Source organism: Clostridium sp. OF09-36 (assembly GCF_003481985.1).
GTDB lineage: Bacteria > Bacillota > Clostridia > Lachnospirales > Lachnospiraceae > Brotaphodocola.
The window spans coordinates 81,876-103,351 of sequence record NZ_QUMD01000005.1; the positions used below are offsets into that span (position 1 = coordinate 81,876).

General features: G+C 49.5%; 15 protein-coding genes and 3 pseudogenes. 10 read left to right on the forward strand and 8 right to left on the reverse strand.

Features of this window, described 5'->3' with window-relative positions:
• Positions 1 to 43: 43 nt before the first annotated feature.
• The 3 genes from DXA97_RS05955 to DXA97_RS05960 all read right to left on the reverse strand — a co-directional run bounded on the left by DXA97_RS05955 (position 44) and on the right by DXA97_RS05960 (position 2,288).
• Entirely contained in the window at positions 44 to 601 is a 558-nt protein-coding gene (locus tag DXA97_RS05955) for a PadR family transcriptional regulator (RefSeq protein WP_118718907.1), read from the reverse strand.
• Positions 602 to 984: 383 nt separating this feature from the next.
• Positions 985 to 1,293, reverse strand: a complete 309-nt coding sequence (locus tag DXA97_RS20760) for a hypothetical protein (RefSeq protein WP_243107572.1) — start codon at positions 1,291 to 1,293, stop codon at positions 985 to 987.
• A 56-nt stretch (positions 1,294 to 1,349) separates the two neighbouring features.
• Positions 1,350 to 2,288 carry a helix-turn-helix domain-containing protein gene (locus DXA97_RS05960; RefSeq protein WP_243107573.1) on the reverse strand — a complete coding sequence of 313 codons (939 nt, stop codon included), beginning with the start codon at positions 2,286 to 2,288 and terminating at the stop codon, positions 1,350 to 1,352.
• Positions 2,289 to 2,507: 219 nt separating this feature from the next.
• Here DXA97_RS05960 and DXA97_RS05965 point away from each other — a divergent pair, with 219 nt between their 5' ends.
• The 3 genes from DXA97_RS05965 to DXA97_RS05975 are packed head-to-tail and all read left to right on the forward strand — an operon-like array spanning position 2,508 to position 5,965.
• Entirely contained in the window at positions 2,508 to 3,989 is a 1,482-nt protein-coding gene (locus DXA97_RS05965) for an SPFH domain-containing protein (protein WP_118718908.1), read from the forward strand.
• A gap of 40 nt (positions 3,990 to 4,029) precedes the next feature.
• Entirely contained in the window at positions 4,030 to 5,121 is a 1,092-nt protein-coding gene (locus DXA97_RS05970; RefSeq protein WP_118718909.1) for a hypothetical protein, read from the forward strand.
• Positions 5,122 to 5,137: 16 nt separating this feature from the next.
• Positions 5,138 to 5,965: a TPM domain-containing protein gene (locus DXA97_RS05975; RefSeq protein ID WP_118718910.1), complete on the forward strand. Its 828-nt coding sequence runs from the start codon at positions 5,138 to 5,140 to the stop codon at positions 5,963 to 5,965.
• Between the two features lie 168 nt (positions 5,966 to 6,133).
• On the opposite strand, the gene DXA97_RS05980 is transcribed toward DXA97_RS05975, so the two are convergent.
• Positions 6,134 to 6,688 (reverse strand): PadR family transcriptional regulator, encoded by a 555-nt coding sequence (locus tag DXA97_RS05980; RefSeq protein ID WP_118718911.1) that lies wholly within the window; start codon positions 6,686 to 6,688, stop codon positions 6,134 to 6,136.
• Positions 6,689 to 6,870: 182 nt separating this feature from the next.
• Between DXA97_RS05980 and DXA97_RS05985 the strand changes: the two genes are divergently transcribed.
• On the forward strand, positions 6,871 to 7,509 hold the full coding sequence (locus DXA97_RS05985; RefSeq protein WP_118718912.1) for a DUF6198 family protein: 639 nt from the start codon (positions 6,871 to 6,873) through the stop codon (positions 7,507 to 7,509).
• An 87-nt stretch (positions 7,510 to 7,596) separates the two neighbouring features.
• On the opposite strand, the gene pcp is transcribed toward DXA97_RS05985, so the two are convergent.
• The 3 genes and pseudogenes from pcp to DXA97_RS06000 form a co-directional block, all read right to left on the reverse strand.
• Positions 7,597 to 8,241, reverse strand: a complete 645-nt coding sequence (gene pcp, locus DXA97_RS05990) for a pyroglutamyl-peptidase I (protein WP_118718913.1) — start codon at positions 8,239 to 8,241, stop codon at positions 7,597 to 7,599.
• 87 nt (positions 8,242 to 8,328) lie between these two features.
• Positions 8,329 to 9,258 carry a DUF979 domain-containing protein gene (locus tag DXA97_RS05995; RefSeq protein WP_118718914.1) on the reverse strand — a complete coding sequence of 310 codons (930 nt, stop codon included), beginning with the start codon at positions 9,256 to 9,258 and terminating at the stop codon, positions 8,329 to 8,331.
• A 1-nt stretch (position 9,259) separates the two neighbouring features.
• A pseudogene (locus DXA97_RS06000) lies at positions 9,260 to 9,942 on the reverse strand (DUF969 domain-containing protein).
• A gap of 247 nt (positions 9,943 to 10,189) precedes the next feature.
• Between DXA97_RS06000 and DXA97_RS06005 the strand changes: the two are divergent.
• Together DXA97_RS06005 and DXA97_RS06010 are read left to right on the forward strand one after the other, a co-directional pair.
• Entirely contained in the window at positions 10,190 to 11,035 is an 846-nt protein-coding gene (locus tag DXA97_RS06005) for a DegV family protein (protein WP_118718915.1), read from the forward strand.
• A gap of 443 nt (positions 11,036 to 11,478) precedes the next feature.
• Positions 11,479 to 12,810: a solute carrier family 23 protein gene (locus tag DXA97_RS06010; RefSeq protein WP_118542124.1), complete on the forward strand. Its 1,332-nt coding sequence runs from the start codon at positions 11,479 to 11,481 to the stop codon at positions 12,808 to 12,810.
• 38 nt (positions 12,811 to 12,848) lie between these two features.
• Here DXA97_RS06010 and DXA97_RS06015 read toward each other — a convergent pair whose 3' ends face one another.
• Complete coding sequence (locus DXA97_RS06015; RefSeq protein WP_347561477.1) at positions 12,849 to 13,436, reverse strand: helix-turn-helix transcriptional regulator; 588 nt, start codon at positions 13,434 to 13,436, stop codon at positions 12,849 to 12,851.
• 244 nt (positions 13,437 to 13,680) lie between these two features.
• Between DXA97_RS06015 and ssnA the strand changes: the two are divergent.
• The 4 genes and pseudogenes from ssnA to xdh all read left to right on the forward strand — a co-directional run bounded on the left by ssnA (position 13,681) and on the right by xdh (position 21,419).
• Positions 13,681 to 15,020: pseudogene (gene ssnA / locus DXA97_RS06020) on the forward strand (putative aminohydrolase SsnA).
• A gap of 127 nt (positions 15,021 to 15,147) precedes the next feature.
• Positions 15,148 to 18,140 (forward strand): annotated as a pseudogene (gene ygfK / locus DXA97_RS06025) (putative selenate reductase subunit YgfK).
• A 100-nt stretch (positions 18,141 to 18,240) separates the two neighbouring features.
• Positions 18,241 to 18,777: a 4Fe-4S binding protein gene (locus DXA97_RS06030; protein WP_118718916.1), complete on the forward strand. Its 537-nt coding sequence runs from the start codon at positions 18,241 to 18,243 to the stop codon at positions 18,775 to 18,777.
• A 62-nt stretch (positions 18,778 to 18,839) separates the two neighbouring features.
• The gene (gene xdh / locus DXA97_RS06035; protein ID WP_118718917.1) at positions 18,840 to 21,419 is read left to right on the forward strand and encodes a selenium-dependent xanthine dehydrogenase; all 2,580 of its coding nucleotides are present in this window, start codon (positions 18,840 to 18,842) and stop codon (positions 21,417 to 21,419) included.
• Positions 21,420 to 21,476 lie beyond the last annotated feature (57 nt).

The window sequence follows — 21,476 nt, forward strand, 5'->3', positions numbered from 1 at the left end:
CGGAGGTCTTACAGATGGACTACATGGCGCGCTGCTATGGGTATCAGTCTGCAGAGGAAGCAGAGCAGTGGCTGAGACAGTCCCGGAGCCAGTCAATATAGGATTTTTCGCGCATGATAGCGCCTTCCAGTACCATGAAGTCGCCGAATTCGCGGGTGCCGATGGCTGGAGCAATGTTATTGTGATGTTCCTGCATCATATCGGACAGATACTGTTCTTTTAAGATATGCTTTTGAAGCTGGTTGGTAAGATGGGTTTTTAACTGCTCCGGGGTCATAAAATCAGAAAAGTACATGCGCAGGCGGAAGACATCCTTCGGGGTGGCTTCCAGCGCTTCGTCTTTCATGAGCCATTCCTGAAGCTGCTGTTTTCCGGCATCGGTGATGGAGTAGAGTTTTTTCTCCAGCTTTTCTCCCTGGATGATCACTTCGCAGGTGACCAGTTTTTCTTCCATGAGACGGCTCAGTTCCGGATAGACCTGGCTGTGCTTGGCGTACCAGAAATTTGCAAGGTTATTGCTGTTAAATTCGCGGGTAATATCGTAGCCGGTCATGGGCTCCCGATTGATCAGTCCCAGAATCGCATATTTTAAAGTTCTCATAAGAACGTTCCTCCTATATCAAAAGCGGCAGCTCCTGGGAAGACAGCCGTACTGTATATCACAGTATGTCATGATTGATATGTAAATTTTAACATAAAAATGGAAAATGAAAAATAGAAAAATAATTTGGCTGACTTGAAATTTTAAATTCCAGTGCGCGGGTAAATTCCACCAGACATTAAAATCCTTTGATTTTATCGAATTATAATGAGCAAAATCTATGGATAACTGTTATAATTAAGCTAACTTCCTATAAAATATCTGAGTTTATGACATAGAAAAGAGACCTCTGGACATTTGGTGTGCAAGGCTAAATTCCACAGGTCACATCTAAAAAATGTGAATTGCTAAGTTCCAGTCTGACAGCAGATTTTTATGGTAAGTTAACGGTTAAAGCGAATCAGCTTGGGTGTCAGATTGACCTCGTCGGGTGGAATCGGCCTAAGCTGAAGTGCTTTTAAAATGTCAATGCCGTAGTTTTCGAGTGCAACATCATAAGGAGTGTGGCCACCCAGGATTTCTCTGGGAGTGGAGTTGATATGATCCACAATGCTTCTCAGATCCCATTGAGTGAGAAATTCAAAGATGGTTTTCTTGGGGAGAACCATGCGGAGCATAGTGTGTGCCTGCTCAATACCACCTTTTTGTCCGCTTCTCATGGGATCGCAGAAATAGATACTGGAACGGATCATGCCATCAGTTCCGGTTTCTAAAGAATCAGGATCTCCGAACTCTGATCCGCGGTCTGTTAGAATCGTGTTGAATAAAGTGAGGTTCCCAGTTGATGTTCCAACTTGTCAAAAATAAGCCGCACAGCGCCCTTAGTACAGCGGTTCATAATGAAAGCCAGGAATAACTTCTCACGAGTCAAAAAGAAGGTGAGAATGACACGTTTGGATTCCTGCGAAGAATGGACGGTATCCATTTCGGTGAAATGATCAAGTTCCAGCTTTTGAAAATCTGAAAACATACGGCCTTGAAAAACCGTACGATCTTTGATCTGAGTTTTATGAACTTTGCGAGGTTTGAACTTTACCTTGCGCTTCAAATCAACATTTCTTGCCGTAAGGACACCATCATTGAGGTAGGAGTAAAGTGTTCTTACTGACATATCCAACTCAGGATGGTTTGTAATGATCTGATAGGGCGATTGTCCCTGATAAATAAGAGGTGTAATGACCATGTCCTTTTGACGCAGTTCATGCTTTGTCATGTTTATACCAGACCTGGACGAAGACAGACGTTCCTTGTATTTGCGGTCTGCAAAGACAGCATCGTAACGGTACTTGTGAGCAATAGAACAATGATTGATGGCTTTTGGACATCCATTGCAGACGTAAGGAGCCTTATCAAGACGGTTACACTGTTCTTTAACGAAATCGGGGCAGGTTTGGTTACAGGTTGGACAGGAAGTACACTTCATGTTGCAGAGTATGATTTTTCTGCATACATTTGTTTTTCTGCAGTGGTATCTGTGAATGCAGAAGTTGCGAGCGTTAAGAAAGGATCCTTTATGATACCAATCGGTTACACGGTGGAGCTTCACTTCCTTCGAAATGGTAGTAGGATCCTTGCATAAGAATCGGGCGATATCTTTAAAGGAGCAGCCATTGTTCAGGGAACGCTCAATGTATTTACGGTCTTCAAGGGAAAGATGTTTCTGGTTACCAGGAATATATTTGCTCATGGAGATCTCCTTCTACTGCTGTCAGAAGGTCTCCATGAGCATAGCACGAATATATGAAAGATTAAACTCTACTCATGCAGAAGTAAATTCCACCGCCCAATCGGGCGGTGGAATTTACTTTTGAAAGTTTCAGGACCTTCTATTATTACTGTGCTAAATTGTTATCCTTAGAAAATTATGGTAGAATGAAGAAAACAGATTACGGAAGGAGATACGCGTATGGGACTGATCAGAGCAGCATCGGAGGCACTTAGGGGGACCATGGCAGACCAGTGGAAGGAATTTTTCTACTGTGATGCCCTGGAGAAAGACATTCTGGTGAAACGGGGGCAGAAACGCACGTCTTCCCGTTCTTCCAATACAAAGGGAAATGATAATGTCATTTCCAACGGCAGCGGCATTGCGGTGGCAGACGGCCAGTGCATGCTGATCGTGGAGCAGGGAAAGGTTGTAGAGGTTTGTGCGGAGCCGGGCGAATTTACCTATGACAGCTCTACCGAGCCGAGCATTTTTACCGGAAACTTGGGAGACAGTATCAAGGAAACATTTAAGCTGATTGGCAAGCGTTTTACATACGGAGGTGATACGGCAAAGGACCAGCGGGTGTATTACATTAACACCAAGGAGCTTGGAGAAATTCTGTTTGGAACAGCAACTCCGATCCCGTTCCGTGTGATCGTGAGTGAAGAGATGGGCTATAAGCTGTCCGTTGATATCCGTTGTAACGGCTTATTTACTTATAAAATCTGTGATCCGGTCCTGTTTTACACGAATGTGTGTGGAAATGTAACAGACACCTATGACAGTGACGAGATTGCGGCCCGCTTAAAGAGTGAGATGATGAATGCCCTGCAGCCTGCTCTGGCAAAGCTTTCTGCACAGAGAATCCAGTATTACGAGATTCCGGCACATACCATGGAAATTTCAGATGCGTTAAATGAGGTGCTTTCCAGCAGCTGGCGGCAGAAACGTGGTATAGAGGTTTATTCTGTCAACATCAATTCCTTAAGTATTCCGGATGACCAGAGAAAGAAGCTGACCGAGTGGGAGGAGAATGCCATGACGACCAACCCGAACACGGCGGCAGCACGTCTGGTCGGCGGTCAGATCGATGCCATGAAGGCGGCAGCAGCCAACAGCGGCGGTGCCATGACTGGATTTATGGGCATGGGTATGGCGATGAATGGCGCAGGCGGCATGAATGCGCAAAATCTGTTTACCATGGGACAGCAGCCTCAGTACCAGCAGTCTGGCAGCGGCCAGCCGGTTCAGGGTCAGTTCGCTCCAGGACAGCAGCCAGCAGCCGGACAGTCTGGCCAGGCGGGCGCGGCAGATACCTGGACCTGCTCCTGCGGTGCTACCGTAAGCGGCAAATTCTGCCCGGAGTGCGGGACAAAGAAGCCGGAACCGAAAATGCAGCCGGCCGGAGGCTGGACCTGCGCAAAATGCGGCACTATGGCAACGGGCAAGTTCTGTCCGGAGTGTGGTTCCCCGAAGCCTGCAGATGCAGACGGCTGGACCTGCTCCTGCGGAACGGTGAACAAGGGAAAATTCTGCAGCAATTGCGGTGCAAAGAAACCGGCAGGCGCATTGCTTTACAAATGCGACAAGTGCGGCTGGGAACCGGAAGACCCGGAACATCCGCCGAAATTCTGTCCGGAATGTGGCGATCCATTTGATGATGGTGATATCGTACGGTAGGTGAAGTTTAGAAAAAACACAAAAAAGATCGGAGAAGTACATGGGAGAATTACAGGAATACAAGTGTCCCTGCTGCGGAGGCGGAATCCGTTTTGACAGCAAGGCACAAAAGCTGAAATGTCCGTACTGCGACACAGAATTTGAGATTGAAGCACTGCAGCAGTACGACACGACCCTGAAAGAAGAAAAGACCGATGACATGAAGTGGGAAAAGGCAGAGGGTAGTACCTGGGAAGAAGGCGAGGAGCAGGGACTGAACACTTATCACTGTGAATCCTGCGGAGGCGAGATTGTGGCAGATGAAAATACGGCAGCATCCACCTGCCCATTCTGCGGAAATCCGGTCGTCATGACCGGAAAGCTTTCCGGTGACCTGCGCCCGGATATCCTGATCCCGTTTAAGCTGGACAAGAAGACGGCCAAGGCCGGACTTATGAAGCATCTGGAGGGAAAGAAGCTCCTGCCGAAGATCTTTAAGGACCAGAACCATATCGATGAGATCCGCGGGATCTACGTTCCGTTCTGGCTGTTTGATACTGAGGCGGACGCAGATATCCGCTACCGCGGAACCAGAACCCGCTTCTGGAGTGACAGCAGATACGACTATACCGAAACCAGTCATTTCCTCATTAACCGGGGCGGAACGATCGGATTTGATCAAGTGCCGGTCGATGGAGATTCCAAGATCCCGGATGATCTGATGGAATCCATTGAGCCATACGATTTAAAAGAGGCTGTTCCATTCCAGACGGCATACCTGGCGGGATATCTGGCTGACCGTTACGATGTGGATTCGGAAAAAAGTGCTCCACGCGCAAATGAGCGTGTGAAAAAGTCGGTGGAGCGGGCATTTGAAGAGACTGTGAGCGGCTACAGTACCGTTGTAGCGGAAAACAGCAGTGTGCAGCTGCATGACGGCAGCGCCCAGTATGCACTGCTTCCGGTGTGGATCTTAAATACCACATGGGAAGGAAAGCATTACCTGTTTGCCATGAACGGCCAGACCGGAAAATTTGTGGGAGATCTCCCGGCTGATAAGAATGCGGTACGCAAAATGACCATAAAGCTTACGGTGCTCATTACGGTTGTAGTCTATGTCCTGCGTCTGATCTTGTGGATGTTTGGGATTTAACGGGAGGGAATGGAAGATGAAAAAGAGAAAAACATATGCAGCCGTTATGCTTACGGCAGGTCTCCTTTCCCTTTTTGGCTGTGCTCCGGCATTTGCAGATACGGAAGGGTTTTCTGAAGAATATAGCCGTTTCCAGAATCCGGACGGTCTGATGGATGCGGAGGATGCACAGCAGCTCAATGAGGAGCTCGACGAGATCAGCCACGACCAGAACTTTGATGTGACGGCAGTGCTGGTAAACAGCCTGAACGGACAGTCTCCGGAGGTTTATGCAGACTTCCTGTATGATACCTGTGACTTTGGTTATGGCGATGACCGCGACGGAGCCATGCTTTTAGTCAGCCTGGAGGACCGGGACTGGTATTTGTCCACCAGTGGATATGGTATTACCGCGTTCACGGATGCCGGCATCGGATATATCGGAGAACAGATCAAACCGCAGCTGGCAGACGGAGAATATCTGGAGGCTTTTGAAAACTATATTGAGCTATGCGATGACTTCATCAGTCAGGCCAGGGACGGAAAGGCCTACGATGTGGACCGGATGCCGAGAAAGCCGTTGTCAGCAATCTGGCTGGGAATTTCCTTTGTAATTGGTCTTGGCGGTGCACTTTTGGTGGTCGGAGCCAATAAGAGTGAATTGAAGAGTGTCGGAATGCAGCAGGAAGCGCGGAATTATGTCCGCCCGGGCAGCATGAAGGTCACGAAACGCAGTGACTTTTTCCTGTACCGCCAGGTGACGAGAACGGAAAAGCCAAAGGCGAAGAGTTCCGGAGGCGGGGGCAGCAGCACACATACCTCATCCGCGGGAAAAACGCATGGTGGAGGCGGTGGAAAATTCTGATGGACCGATGGATCGGCCCCGGAGAGCCTGAATAAAAGGAAAAGTCTCTTATGTGTGAAGCGATGGAATCACCCATCTGCACATAAGAGACTTTTTGGTTTCAGCGGAAATTGCATCTTGTGAAATGTGTCTTGTGAAATACATTCTGTGAGATGCATTTTATGAATGCTATGCTTCCTCCTGCGGACAGCGTGCAATACAGTTTTCAAGCCATGCAATGTAGGATTCCTCCCGCATGATAGCTCCTTCAAGCACCATGAAGTCCCCAAATTGCGGGGTGCCGGGAACAGGAGCAGTATTATGATGGTTTCCCTGCATGATATCGGACAGATATTTCTTTTTCAGGAGATGCTTCTGAAGCTGGCGGGAAATCTGCGTTTTCAGCTGTTCCGGGGTCATAAAATCGGAAAAGTACATACGAAGACGGAACACATCCTTGGGGGTCGGTTCTAATGCCTCATCTTTCATGAGCCATTCCTGAAGCTGTTGTTTCCCCTCTGACGTGATGGAATACAGCTTCTTTTCAAGCTTTTCTCCCTGGATCACGATTTCGCAGGTGACAAGCTTTTCTTCCATCAGGCGGCCAAGCTCCGGGTAAACCTGGCTGTGCTTGGCATACCAGAAATTTGCCAGGTCATTGCTGTTAAATTCGCGTGTAATATCGTATCCGGTCATGGGATGACGGTTGATCAGTCCCAGAATCGCATATTTTAAAGTCCTCATAGAAATCCCTCCCTTACTCACTAGCTCCAGTGTAGCACAAAAAACGAAAATGGAAAAGTGCAACAAAAGAGCATAAAAAAAATTGTTAAAAATCCCCATATCTAGAATGACATATCTATATTTACATAATTTTCCCAGTACGTTATAATAAAAATAATACAAAAAAGGGAGAAAAGAAAACTATGAAAATGTTAATGAGAATCCTGCTGTACTGTGTCGGACTTTTGTTCCTGGCGTTCGGCGTAGCCTTTTCGGTAAATTCCAACCTGGGTGTATCTCCGGTCAATTCTTTACCGTATGTTATTTCACTGATCCTGAAAGTAGATCTTGGCCGATGCATCATTGGTGTTTTTGTGGTTTACATGGTGGTACAGATCATCATCAAACGCAAAGAGTATCAGTGGTTCAACTTAACCCAGCTGATCTTTTCCACGATTTTTGGTTACTTTGCAGACTTTGCAAAAGGCGTGATGCACGGTTTTGTGATTCCGACTTATTTTGGCCAGCTTCTTATGATGGCAATCAGCATCGTTTTAGTAGCTTTGGGTGTTGCAATCTACATGGATGTAAAACTGGTAAACATGCCAATGGAGGGTATGACTCTCGCAATCAGCGATTGTTTCCCGAACATTGAGTTCCACAAGATCAAGATCATCGTAGACTGCTCCTCCGTAGCGATCGGCGTGGTCTTATCCTTCCTGTTTATGCATGGACTGTTCGGTATCCGTGAGGGCACTGTTTTAAGTGCGATCCTGGTAGGAAAGATCCTTCCGGTTATGAAGAAACGCGTAAGCCCGGTTATACAGAAACTCTGTTTCTAAAAAATAACAATTTAATTGTAAAACAATGGCCCGTGAAAGTTGCCAAAGGCAACTTTCACGGGCCTGTTAAGTTATCAATATTATTCTTTAGTGTGTCTGTCCTTCGGCAGTCTGGATATCGTTTTCGTACTTTCCGATGGCGGAAATAGCTGCCTCGATGCCGCGGGCAATATCCTGCAGGTTCATGGACGGAGCCGGTGCTGGTCTGCCAACGACCTGCTCCGGGATAAACGGAACATGCATAAAGCCGCCGCGTACGCCCGGATATTCCTTTGCCAGGGTGTAGAGAACACCGTACATTAAGTGGTTGCAGACAAAGGTGCCGGCAGTGTTGGAAACGCTGGCAGGAAGTCCTGCCTCGCGGATGTTCTGTACCATAGCCTTGATCGGCAGATCAGAGAAGTATGCCGGGGCACCGTCCTCGTAAATCGGCAGATCGATCGGCTGGTTGCCTTCGTTATCTTTAATGCGTGCGTCATCTAAATTGATGGCAACGCGCTCCGGGGTGATGTCGTAGCGGCCGCCTGCCTGGCCGATGCAGAGTACGGCATCTGGCTTTTCTTTTGCGATGGCAGCAGCAACGGTTGCGATGGATTTGCGGAATACAGTCGGAACCTCTGCTTTTACGACCTCTACGTTGTTAACGTGGGAGGATACAAGCTTTACGGCTTCCAGGGCCGGGTTTACCTTGTCTCCGCCGAAGGGATCAAATGCGGTTAAAAGAAGTTTCATAAGAAAACCCTCACTTTCTTTCTATTGTGTTTCTGTTCTGCATTTTGTGAATCTATCTTGGATCATGATTCCAAAGCGGCAGGGCAGTCAGAATGCCAGAAAATACATCAGCAGGATATGGAGCACCAGCATGGTGAGTGCCACCGGAAGCTGGGATTTGATGACTGCATATTTGCTTTTTGTTTCCAGCAGAGCTACCGGGACAATGTTAAAGTTTGCAGCCATCGGTGTCATAAGGGTTCCGCAGTAGCCTGCAGTCAGTCCCAGTGCACCAACTACCACCGGGTTTGCGCCCTGGGCGATCAGAAACGGGATACCGATACCAACGGTGATCACGGAGAAGGCTGCAAAGCCGTTGCCCATGATCATGGTGAAGAGGGCCATGGCGATACAGTAAACGGCGGTTGCTGCGAACAGGTTGCCGGCCGGGATGACTGCGCTGACACCGTGTGCGATGACATCGCCGACGCCTGCTGCGGTGAACAGGGAACCAAGTGCAGCCAGAACCTGTGGCAGGATGCCGGTGACACCGACATTGTCCACCAGGCGGGTTCCGTCGGTAACTGCGTAGGATGGCGTGGTCTTAAAGAGCAGGAGTGCTACGACCAGGGCGATCGCACCGGAAATGCCGATGGCGTTGTTTGCACCGAGAACCTTTAAGAAGGTTGCAACCAGAACTGCACTGACAGCCAGGGTAAGCGGCGGGATAAATACAGAGTAACCGATCTTGTCAGCTGCCTTGCGGGTTTCCCCGGCACTTGGAACATCGCTTTTGGAAGGAGCTACCAGCCGGAAGGCGGTGAGTGCTGCCATCAGCACCACACAGGCACCGGTGATCCAGCGCGGAAGATATGCTCCGGCGATGAAGGTGAATGCCAGGATGAACCAGAACAGCGCAGTGCTATGACGCTTAGCGCAGTCCGGATCCTTTAATGCCTTAACGCCGTTGGAAACGAAGAAAAGGCCGATGATGCAGTAAAAGATTTCTGCAATGATAGTGCTTACGGTCCAGGTCATATTACTTTCCCTCCTGTTTCTTCCGGTCTGCGAACCGGCGTTTTAAGATCTGGTCAAAGATCAGGGCGTAGATCACACCTACCACCACAGAAAGTACTGCGACCGGAACAGACTGTCCGGCAATCTGAAGGGCATCGACCGGGTAGCCCTGCTCCGATAAGGTAGAGACAATGAGAAGCGTTCCAGATGAACCCATGAAGCAGTTCTGTGCGAAGAAGTTGCCGTAGTTTTCACTGCCGGCACACATGCCCTTGATCGCATCCTCGGTTTTCTCATCTAATTTGCCATATTGCACCACAGCAGCGGCCTGCGCCATTGGTTGATGAGTGGGCGGATGAACTGCGGATGTCCGCCGATACGAAGGGAAAATGCAGAGGCGATGGTACGGATGATCTGCCAGATGGCGATCAGGCGGCCGGTTGTTGCATTCTTTAAGGATGTGATAAAGTCCACAGCCTTGTCTTTTAAGCCGTTTCGCTCACAAAGACCGATAACCGGCAGTGTGAGAATGAACAGGGTGGCAGTGCGGTTCGTGATGAATGCAGTGCCGAGTGTGTCAAGAATCTGCATCGGACTCATACCGGCTACGAGTCCAGTCGCAAGTCCGGCAACGACAACAACGGCAAGAGTATCAAGCTTTAAGATAAAGCCGACGATGACGATCAGGACACCGATCAGTTTGATAACTTCCATGAAAAAATCCTCCTTATGTTATAAGTGCTATGTGACTGTGTGGGAAGCAGGGTGCATAGCAATATTAAAATTTTAACATAAGGAAGGAAAAGTCACAATGATATTTTTCGGATGTCTGGTCTTGCTTGCATTATCAGTAAACTATGCTATAATAAGTAGTAATAAAAACCATGTAAGATAGAGTATACGCTGCTGACTGTAAATGATACGGACGGCAGCCGGGATTCGGAGGAAGAATATGAGCTATAAGATTTTTGGTGACAGCTGCCTGGATCTGACAGAGGAATTAAAAAAAGATCCGCGGTTTGAAATGATTCCCCTGACACTTCAGGTAGATGATCATATGGTGATCGACGATGAAACATTTGACCAGAAGGCATTTATTGCTATGGTGAAGGCAAGTCCAAACTGCCCGAAGACAGCCTGTCCTTCTCCGGAGGCATTCAAGAAAGCCTGTGAGTGCGATGCAGATGATGTTTATATCATTACCCTGTCCAGCCATTTGAGCGGTACTTATAACAGTGCAGTGCTTGGAAAGCAGCTTTATGAGGAAGAGCATGGAGTGGGAAGCAAGAACATTCTTGTCATCGATTCGGAATCGGCTTCAGCCGGGGAACTCAACGAGGCACTTGCAATCTGCGATATGTATGAGGAGGGTCTTGGCTTTGAGGAAATCTCAAAGCGGATCCTGGCCATGCGCGATGAGCAGCAGACGTATTTTGTCATCGATACATTAGAGCCGCTGCGCAAGAATGGGCGTCTCACCGGTCTGCAGGCATTTTTCGCGACAGCATTAAATATCAAACCGGTCATGGGGGCAGACCATGGCGTTATTATTAAACTGGATCAGGCGCGTGGCATTGCAAAAGGCCTTGCCCGTATGTGTGAGCTTGCTACAAAACGTGCCGGAAAGCCGGAAGAAAAGCGTGCGGTGATCGCCCACGTGAACTGTCCGGAGCGTGCGCTGCAGGTGAAGGCAGAGCTGGAAAAACGCGGCAATTACCGGGACATCGTGATCACAGATACAGCCGGAGTTGCAACCGTGTATGCCGGTGACGGCGGAATTGTCCTTGCAGTTGGTTAAATTCATAACAAAATAATACAATTTTTGTCTGTTATTAAAAAAATAAGAAAACAGGTCGAAGAAGCCACTGGTCTGCCGGAGCTTTTTCCCCTGTTTTTTTTCTTTTATCTCCCCCATTAAAAAAGCTGATCGTAGAAAAATGTACAAAAAGTAAGGTTATGTCTCGAAAAAAAACAATCCGGGCTGTTGCTGGTATACAATGAGCACAAAAAAACAGACGAATTTGAGAAAAAATTATATAAAACACTTGCATTTCCCTAATAATATGTTATGATGAAGTTAGCAAAAATATATTTAGCAAAAATAAAAAAAAGTAAGGAGGGGAGGCGCAGACGGACTGAAGTCTGGTTGGGGGCCGGACTCGTTGCTCAAGCTGAATATCTGTTTCTTTTGTTGCTACGGACAGAATGAACAGTCCCGTTCGTTTGTACCTCAAAAAAAGCATGAAGGAGAAAACAAAAGAAACCGGAAACGGGAACGTATTGTTTGACTTTTATGGAAAAGCACCGGAAACATCCAAGCTGATTCCGTTAAGTTTACAACACGTTCTGGCAGCAATCGTCGGTGTTATCACACCGTCCATGATCATCGCAGGGGTATGCGGTCTGACCGATGAGGAGAAGACCATGATGATCCAGGCAGCGCTTATTTTCACCGCGCTGGCGACATTTTTGCAGCTGTTTCCGCTGTTCCATAAAATTGGTGCGGCACTTCCGGTTATCATGGGTACCAGTTTTGCTTACGTACCGACTCTGACTGCCATCGGCGGTGAGTTTGGCATTGGCGCGATTATGGGCGCGCAGATTGTTGGCGGTGTTGTCGCAATCGTTTTCGCGGTCTTTGTAAAGCAGATCCGGAAACTGTTCCCGGACATCGTTACCGGTACGGTTATCTTTACCATCGGTCTTTCCCTGTATCCGACGGCAATCCGTTATATGGCAGGCGGTTCCGGACATCCGGAATTTGGTGGTTTAAAGAACTGGTTCATTGCGCTTTTAACATTTGCAGTTGTTTTATTCCTGAACAACTTTACAAAGGGCGTTTTGAAGCTGGGTTCCCTTTTCTTCGGTATTATCGTTGGTTATGTAGTATCTTTGTTTCTGGGCATGGTGGATTTCACCAATGTGCTGAATACCACCTCTGTTGTGGCATTCCCGCAGCTGATGCACTTCAAAATTGAATTTGCTCCGGCAGCCTGTGCTTCCCTGGCTATCGTGTACGCAGTCAATGCAGTGCAGACGATCGGTGATCTTACCTCTACGACCGTAGGCGGTATGGATCGTGTCCCGACAGACAATGAGCTTCAGGGCGGTATCCTGGTTCAGGGTGTTGCAAGTATCGTAGGCGCGTTCTTTGGAGCACTGCCGACAGCTTCCTACAGCCAGAACGTGGGCATCGTAACCATGAACAAAGTAGTAAACCGCGTGATCTTCGCGGTATCTGCAGCAGTGCTTCTGGTAGCAGGCCTGATTCCTGGCCTCTCTGCAGCACTGACCACCATTCCGCAGTGTGTAATCGGCGGCGCTACGCTTTCCGTATTTGCGCAGATCGCAATGACCGGTGTGCGTCTGTTCACCAAAGATGGCATGACTGCAAGAAAGACTACCGTAGTTGGTATGTCAGTAGCACTTGGCGTTGGTATTACCCAGGTATCCGGATGCCTGCAGGGCCCTGGAATCCCGGCGTGGATCAACACCGTATTTGGAAGTTCGTCCGTGGTAGTGGCAACGATCATGGCGATCATCTTAAATCTGACGCTTCCGCCGGAAGAATAAGATCTGGGATGATAAGAGACACAAAGAAAGCCGAACAGTTAAGAATCCTGTTCGGCTTTTGTTTTAGAGGAATCAGAAGCTTCTTCTTCGGCTTTGATCTCGTTTAAGTAACTATAGAGTGTGAACTTGGAGATGCATAAGATCTGGCACACACGCTGGCCGGATTTTGTGATGAGGAATGCACCGGCGTCGTTCAAAAGACGGATAAACTGAACTTTATCGTCCTTGGTCATAACAGCGGCAGGTTTGCCGATGCGTTTAAATGCCTGGTCGATCAGTTCGTCCAGAAGGTCAGTAACATTCATGGAAACGGTCTCCGGACCGGAGTCTTCCGAATCATTGGAAGCGGTAGCAGTCAGGCTCTGGATATGGGTCTGTGCTGCCAGCAGAATGGTGATATCGTAGTTGATGCTCAGAATCCCGGTGATCTTTCCTTTGGGATTGCGAATGTAAATGGTACTGGATTTTAAAATTTTTCCATCCTTGGTCTTGGTTAAGTAGGCAAGTTTGTCTTCGGTGTGTTTTTCTCCGTTCTGCAAGGATTCCAGAACAATGTGAGAAGGACCATCGCCGAGTTGCCGGCCGCTGATGTAGCCGTTTTCAATGGCAACAATGGAGTGCTCCACATCATGCTTTCCAGATCGTGTACGACGATCTCGCAGTTGGAACCGAACTGGGCAGCGAGGCCGTGGGCCAGGCGGGTGTAAAAATCAATGGTGTTTTTATCCATGGTTCGCTCCTTTCTGATAGTGAATGACAGGAAATAAGTCAATCATACAATTTGTTTGGCGTTAATTATTATAACAAGCCAAAAAACAGAATGCAAGAAGAAATGATTAAATTAACTAATTTATAGCAGGAGGTATATTAATGTTACTTATAGGAAACGGAAGAGTTATCACAAGAAACCATGCAAATCCGTACCTGGAGAATGGTGCGGTCGTAACCGATGGGGAGAATATCAAAGAGGTAGGAAGCTTTGAGGATATGAAACAGAAGTATCCGGAAGCAGAGTTTGTGGATGCCCACGGCGGTGTGATCATGCCTGGTCTGATCAATGCGCACACTCACATTTATTCTGGTCTGGCACGCGGCCTTTCCATCGTTGGAAACAACCCGACCAACTTCCTGGAAGTGCTGGAAGGCACCTGGTGGGCAATTGACCGCCAGCTCGACTTAGACGGAACCAGAGCCTGTGCATGGGCAACTGTGTTAGACAGTATCCGCGATGGCGTGACCACGATCTTCGACCACCATGCAAGCTTTGGAGAGATCCCGGGTTCCCTGTTCGCGATCCGCGATGTCGTAAAAGAAGCAGGCATCCGTTCCTGCCTCTGCTACGAGGTTTCCGAGCGTGACGGCGAGGAGAAGACCGCACAGAGCATCAAAGAAAATGCGGATTTTGCGAAGTGGGCGAAAGATGCTGACGACAGCATGATCAAGGCGATGTTCGGCGGACACGCCCTGTTTACCATTTCGGATAAGACCTTCGAGAAGATGGTAGAAGCCAATAACGGCATGACCGGCTTCCATATCCATGTAGCCGAGGGCATGAACGATGTTTATGACAGCTTGAGAAATTACGGCTGCCGTCCGGTAAACCGTCTCTTGTACAACGGCATTCTGGGCGAAAAGACCATGCTTGGCCACTGCATCCACATCAGCCCGGCTGAGATGGATATCATCAAGGAGACCGGTACCATGGTAGTCAACAACCCGCAGTCCAACCAGGCAACGCCGTAGGCTGCTCCCCGGTTCTGCAGATGATGGCTAAGGGAATCACGGTTGGTATGGGTACCGATGCTTACACCCACGACATGTTAGAGAGCATGAAGGCATTCTTAACCATCCAGCGTCATAACGCAATGCTGCCGAACGTAGCATGGTGTGAGGATGTGAAGATGCAGTTTGAGAATAACCGCATTATCGCTGAGAAATATTTCGGCAAGACGCTTGGCATCTTAAAAGAGGGTGCAGCAGCCGATGTCATCATTATGGACTACAAGCCATTCACCCCGTTCTCTGATGAGAATATCGACGGCCACATGATCTTTGGCATGGAAGGCAAGAACTGCCGTACCACCATCATCAACGGTAAGGTTCTCTATAAAGACAGAGAGTTTGTAAACCTGGATGAGGACAAGATTAACGCATGGACCATGGAGCAGAGTAAAAAGCTCTGGGGCAAATTAAACCACAGAGTATATTAATCTGGAAACAGAAACAACGTTTGATCCGGTCAGCACAGATGACTGTGTTGGCCATACAAAATAAATCATGCAAAAACATATATAAGGAAGCAAGGGTTAAACAAATGGCTTCCGGCAGGAGGATAACATGAGCGAAATTATGAGACCAATGACGATCGATCACCTGATGCACTGGATCATGTCCGAGTATGAGCAGAAAAAGAGCATCTTCGGCATCGAGAAACTTGTAAAACATGAGAACGGACAGGCACTGCCGATCTTTGAAGAGAAGATCGAATCTCCGTTTGGTCCGGCAGCAGGCCCGAACAGCCAGCTGGCACAGAACATTGTAGCAGCTTATGCGGCTGGCTCCCGTTTCTTCGAGTTAAAGACCGTTCAGGTCATGGATGGCGCAGAACTGGCAGCATGCATCAACCGCCCGTGTATCATTGCAGGGGATGAGTGCTACAACTGTGAGTGGTCTACCGAGCTGTACGTTCCGCAGGCATACGCGGAGTACGTAAAAGCATGGGTTGCATGTAAGCTGATCGCAAAAGAGTATGGACTTGGCGATCCGGATGGCTTCGTATTCAATATGTCCGTTGGTTATGACCTGGAGGGCATCAAGTCCCCGAGGTTGACAAGTACATCAACGATATGATTGAGGCAAAGGATACCGAAGTCTTCAAAGAGTGCATCAATTGGGCATTAGAGCACGTGAACGAGTTCAAGAACGTAGATGAGGAGTACATCAGAAACATCAGCTCCAACGTTTCCAACTCCATCACCGAGTCCACCCTGCACGGCTGCCCGCCAGCAGAGATTGAGCGTATCGCAACCTACCTGATCACAGAGAAGCACTTAAACACCTTCATCAAGTGCAACCCGACTCTTCTTGGTTATGAGTACGCAAGAAAACGTCTGGATGGTCTTGGATTCGATTACATCGCTTTCGACGATCATCACTTCTTAGAGGATCTGCAGTGGGCTGACGCAGTTCCGATGCTGCACAGACTGTATGACCTCTGCCAGGAGAAGGGGCTGGAGTTCGGCGTGAAGATCACAAACACCTTCCCGGTAGACGTAACCAGAAACGAGCTTCCGAGCAACGAGATGTACATGGCAGGACGTGCATTGTTCCCGTTAAGTATCCATGTAGCACGCCTTCTGACGGATGAGTTCCAGGGCAAGCTGCGTATCTCCTACTCCGGCGGCGCAACCATCGAGAACATCAAAGAGCTGTTTGACGCAGGTATCTGGCCAATCACCATGGCTACCAACATCTTAAAGCCGGGCGGCTACCAGAGAATGAGCCAGATCGCAGATGAGCTGATGGAGTGCGGCAGCGAGCGCTTCTCTGGCGTAAATGTGGCAGCACTGGCAGCCATCGATGACGGCGTAGAAGCAAAGGCAATGTACAAAAAACCGGTGAAACCGCTTCCGGAGCGTCACGTAGATAAGAAGCTTCCTCTGTTTGACTGCTTCAATGCACCGTGCCGAGGCGGCTGTCCGATCGAGCAGGATATCCCGGCTTACTTACAGGCTATGGTAGACGGTGACGCGAAGAAGGCACTGGAGATCATCTTAGAGCGCAACCCGCTTCCGTTCATCACCGGTACGATCTGCCCGCATCACTGCGGAGACAAGTGCATGAGAAACTACTATGAGGAGACCTTGCATATCCGCGAGACCAAGCTGGCAGCAGCAAGCCAGGCTTACAACGAGATCCTTCCGGCCCTGAAGGTGAGCGGCAGCGTAGAGGGCAAGAAGGTTGCCATCATCGGCGGCGGCCCGGCAGGTCTGGCAGCAGCAACCTTCCTTTCCCGTGCAGGTGTAGCTGTAACCGTATTTGAGCGCAAAGAGCAGCTGGGCGGCGTGGTACGCAACGTGATTCCGGAGTTCCGTATCGGTGCAGATTCCATCGACAAGGATGTAGAGCTGTGCAAGGCATACGGCGCAGAGTTTAAACTTGGTGCAGAGATCACTTCCGTAAAAGCATTAAAGGCAGAGGGTTACACCGATGTCATCGTTTCCATCGGTGCATGGAAGCCGGGCAGATCTCCGCTTGCATACGGCGAAGTAACCGATGCCCTGGAGTTCTTAATGGAGGCGAAGAAGAACGGCGCATCCATGAATATCGGCAAGGATGTAGTGGTTCTTGGCGGCGGCAACACCGCGATGGACGTTGCAAGAGCAGCAAAACGCATTCCGGGTGTAGAACATGTCCGCCTGATCTACCGCAGAACCAAACGTTACATGCCGGCAGATGAGGAAGAGTTACAGTTAGCGATCGAGGATGGCGTAGAGTTCTTAGAACTGCTGGCACCGGTCGGCGCAGAGAACGGCAAACTGAAATGTTCCGTTATGGAGCTTGGTGCTCCGGATGCTTCCGGCAGAAGATCTCCGGTAGACACCGGAAAGACCGAAGAGTATCCGGCAGACACCATCATCGCAGCAATCGGTGAGACCATCGATACCAGCCTGTATGCAGAACTTGGCATCGAGATGGATGCAAAGGGACGTCCGGTAGTAGATGGAAACATGATGACTACCGAGGCAGGTGTTTATGCGGTTGGTGATTCCAGAAGAGGACCTGCTACGGTTGTGGAGGCAATTGCAGATTCCGCAAAAGCAGCAGCAGCGATCGCAGGCATCAGCTACGATAAATACGCTGAGGAGAATATCGCAGCAGACGAGAAGATGTACACTGCTAAGAAGGGTGTCCAGAGCCGTGATACCAAAAAGACTCCGGATGACCGCTGCTTAGGCTGTCCGACGGTATGTGAGGTATGTACCGATGTCTGCCCGAACCGTGCAAACGTGGCGATCCATGTACCTGGCAAGTGCAAAGCACAGATCATCCATGTGGATGGCATGTGTAATGAGTGCGGCAACTGCGAAGTATTCTGCCCATACAAGGGAGGAAGACCTTACAAAGATAAATTCACTTTATACTGGACGGAAGAGGATTTCCTTGACAGCACCAACGAGGGCTTTTTGGTGCTTGATGGAACTCAGGTGAAGGTTCGTCTGGATGGCAAGGTTGAGACCGTTGATGTTGCACAGGAGACAGATCTGCCTGCAGATGCAGTGGCAGTGATCCGTACCGTATTAAAGGATTACGCATACCTGATCCGCTAATTTGAAATCACATAGGACCTGGAAGCTGTTTTTCGGGAATTTATCCGCTGCCGTGCACCCCTTACGTGCATGGCAGCGCAAGAAGGAGTTAGGGGTTTACATGAAAAGAAAGAAACATATTGCAGTGGTTCACTGTGCAGGCGGGGCAAGACTGAACGAAGGCATTGACCGTGCATCGCTGCCGAAGGACTGCAGCCAGATCATGGAACAGTATCCCGATGGGATCCTAAGCTGCAGCTATGGATGCTTAGGAGGCGGAAGCTGTGTGGCAGCCTGCAGGCTGCATGCACTTTCCATCAATGAAAAAGGAGTTGCCGAGGTTGACCGGGAAATTTGTGTCGGATGCGGACTTTGCGTCAAGGCCTGTCCGAAGCATCTGATCCGTCTGGAGGCACCGGAGGGAACCATTCAGCCGAAATGTTCCAATGAACAGAAAGCGGCAGAAGCCGGAAAGGCATGTACGTCCAGCTGTATCGGCTGTAAGATCTGTGAAAAATACTGTCCGTCCGATGCGATCCATGTGATCGGTTTCCATGCAGTGATCGACCGGGAAAAATGCATTGCATGCGGCATGTGCGCGACAAAATGTCCGCGCGGAGTGCTCCATGATGCAGACGGTATCTTTGCGGCAAAGTAATGAGAGCTGCTGTTTGCGCAACGCCTAAGCAGCAACGAATTAGAACAGGAGAAGGAAAATCAATGGGAGAAGTATTTGAGTTTACAGTAAACGGCAGCGTGCAGCGCACGGAGGAAGATAAACCGCTGCTTCGGTTTCTGCGGGACGATCTGCATCTGTTTTCTGTAAAGGACGGCTGCAGTGAGGGTGCCTGCGGTACCTGCACCATCGTCATTGACGGAAAAGCAGTCAAGTCCTGCGTACTGACTACCCGGAAAGCAGTTGGGAAAAACATTCTGACCGTAGAAGGCTTGAGCGAGGAATGGCAGGATGCATTTGTATACGCATTTGGTTCGGTGGGAGCCGTGCAGTGTGGATTCTGTATTCCGGGAATGGTCATGGCAGGTACGGCGCTGCTGCAGAAAAATTTAAATCCGACGGAAGAGGATATTAAATATGCCCTGCGGGGAAATATCTGCCGCTGTACCGGCTACAAAAAGATCATCGAAGGAATCCAGCTGGTTGCAGCCATTCTCCGGGGAGACGCCGCTATCGATGAAGATCTGGAAAAGGGCGATGTTTACGGTGTCGGCCAGCGCGCATTCCGTGTGGATGGCCGGAAGAAGGTTTTAGGCTACGGCAAATATCCGGACGATATCGTCATGGACAATATGGCGTATGTATCTGCAGTCCGCAGCAAATATCCGCGGGCCCGCGTCTTAAAGATCGACGCATCCAAAGCAGAAGCGCTTCCGGGTGTACTTGGTGTGCTGACTGCTGCCGATGTTCCGAACAATAAGGTCGGACACATTCAGCAGGACTGGGATGTCATGATCGCAGAAGGAGATATTACCCGCTGCGTGGGCGATGCAATCTGCCTTGTAGTGGCTGAGAGTGAAGACATTTTAAATAAGGCGAAGAAACTGGTAAAGATCGATTATGAAGAACTGGAGCCGGTAAGGGGCATTGCAGATGCAAAACGGGAAGATGCACCGAAGGTGCATTCGAAGGGAAACCTCTGCCAGACCCGCCACGTGGTGCGCGGAGATGCGGCAAAAGCACTTGCCGAGTCCAAATACACGGTAACCGATTCCTTCCGTACTCCGTTTACGGAGCATGCATTTCTGGAGCCGGAATGCGCGATTGCATTCCCTTATAAGGACGGCATCAAGATTTTAAGCACCGATCAGGGTGCGTTTGATACGAGAAAAGAGACCGCCATTATGTTTGGCTGGGAGCCGGAGCGTATTGTGGTGGAAAACCAGCTGATCGGCGGCGGTTTTGGTGGAAAAGAAGATGTTTCCGTCCAGCATATCGCAGCACTGGCTGCCTGGAAATACCAGATTCCGGTAAAGGCAAAGTTCAGCCGCCAGGAATCTTTATTCTTCCATCCGAAGCGTCATGCCATGGAAGGAACCTTTACGCTGGGCTGTGACGAAAACGGTATTTTCACCGGACTGGACTGTGAGATCAATTTCGATACCGGCGCTTATGCATCTCTTTGCGGACCGGTTCTGGAGCGTGCCTGCACCCATTCCGTGGGTCCGTACTGTTACCAGAACACAGACATCCGCGGTTACGGTTACTATACCAATAACCCGCCGGCCGGTGCGTTCCGCGGCTTTGGCGTATGCCAGAGTGAGTTTGCACTGGAATCCCTGATCAATGTGCTGGCAGAGAAGGTCGGCATTACCCCGTGGGAGATCCGTTACCGCAATGCCATCGAACCTGGAAAGGTCCTTCCGAACGGACAGATTGCAGACTGCTCCACCGCATTGAAAGAGACTCTGGAGGCGGTGAAGGATGTCTACGAGAAGAATATGGATCATGCCGGAATCGCCTGTGCCATGAAGAATGCCGGCGTTGGTGTCGGACTTCCGGATAAGGGCCGTGCGAGACTGGTGATCGAGGATGGAGTCTGCGTGATCTACTGCGCGGCTTCGGATATCGGGCAGGGATGTCTGACGGTATTCTGCCAGGCTGTAGCACAGACAACCGGGCTTCCGCTTTCTAAGATCCGCAATGCGGTAGCGAACACGGAGAATGCGCCGGATTCCGGAACGACATCCGGTTCCCGCCAGACGCTGCTTTCCGGTGAAGCGGTCCGCGGTGCCTCTGCCCTGTTAAAAGAGGCAATGGATGAGGTTGGCGGAGACTTAAGCAAGCTGGAAGGCCGCGATTTCTTCTATGAATACTTTGAGCCGACCGATAAGCTGGGCGCAGATGTTCCGTTCCCGAAGAGCCACATTGCATATGGCTACGCAACCCATGTCGTGATCCTGGATGACGAAGGAAAAGTCAAAGAGGTTTATGCCGCACACGATTCCGGAAAGGTCGTAAACCCGATCTCCATCCAGGGCCAGATCGAGGGCGGTGTGCTCATGGGTATGGGTTACGCACTTACGGAGGACTGGCCGTTAAAGGACTGCGTTCCGCAGGTGAAGTATGGCACGCTGGGACTTCTGCGTTCCACCCAGATCCCGGATATCCATGCCATTTACGTGGAGAAGGATGAACTCCTCGGTGTGGCATACGGAGCAAAGGGAATCGGCGAGATCGCAACCATCCCGACGGCACCGGCGATCCAGGGCGCATATTATGCACTGGACCATAAGTTCCGCAAGTCCCTTCCGTTAGAAGATACATATTATAGGAAGAAATAGGTTTTCACATATTCTGGTTTTATGATAGATGAACAAAATGAGAAAAAAATAAAAAAA